Source organism: Streptococcus pseudopneumoniae (genome assembly GCF_001072925.1).
GTDB classification, from domain to species: Bacteria; Bacillota; Bacilli; order Lactobacillales; family Streptococcaceae; genus Streptococcus; species Streptococcus pseudopneumoniae_Q.
In genome coordinates this window covers 1-381 of record NZ_JVHE01000049.1, presented here as the reverse complement: position 1 = coordinate 381, position 381 = coordinate 1, and the positions used below count along the sequence as shown (strand labels likewise).

The following is a 381-nucleotide window of genomic DNA, read 5'->3' as shown; positions in this document are numbered from 1 at the left end:
AACAAAATTCCGCAATCGAATCCTAGATAGCGTCAGAAAACAAGAGAGTCAAAAACGTCGCCTGGACCGTATGGCCTATGAAGAAGTAGGGGAGATTAGCCATCGCCTACCAGAAGGAGGATTGTGGTTGGATGATTACTACGCCCTTCATGAATTGTTGGATACTTATAGAAGAAAATTACCAGAAGATAGACAAGAAGCCTACGAACGCCTCTGGGCAGACGAACGGTTTAAAGGCCGCAAAGCCCTTCTCAGAGAGCTGAAGGCAACATTACAAGACTTCTAAAAAAAATTAAAAAAAGGTGTTGACAAAGTACGAAAAGTCGGTATAATAGTAAGAGTTGAAAATAACAACTCCGGTCCGTTGGTCAAGGGGTTAAG

The 381-nt window shown here is 42.5% G+C and carries 1 pseudogene; it reads left to right on the top strand.

Annotation, left to right across the window (positions count from 1 at the left end):
* A pseudogene (locus tag ADH81_RS02435) lies at positions 1 to 286 on the top strand (sigma-70 family RNA polymerase sigma factor); the annotation flags it as partial.
* Between the last annotated feature and the right edge of the window lie 95 nt (positions 287 to 381).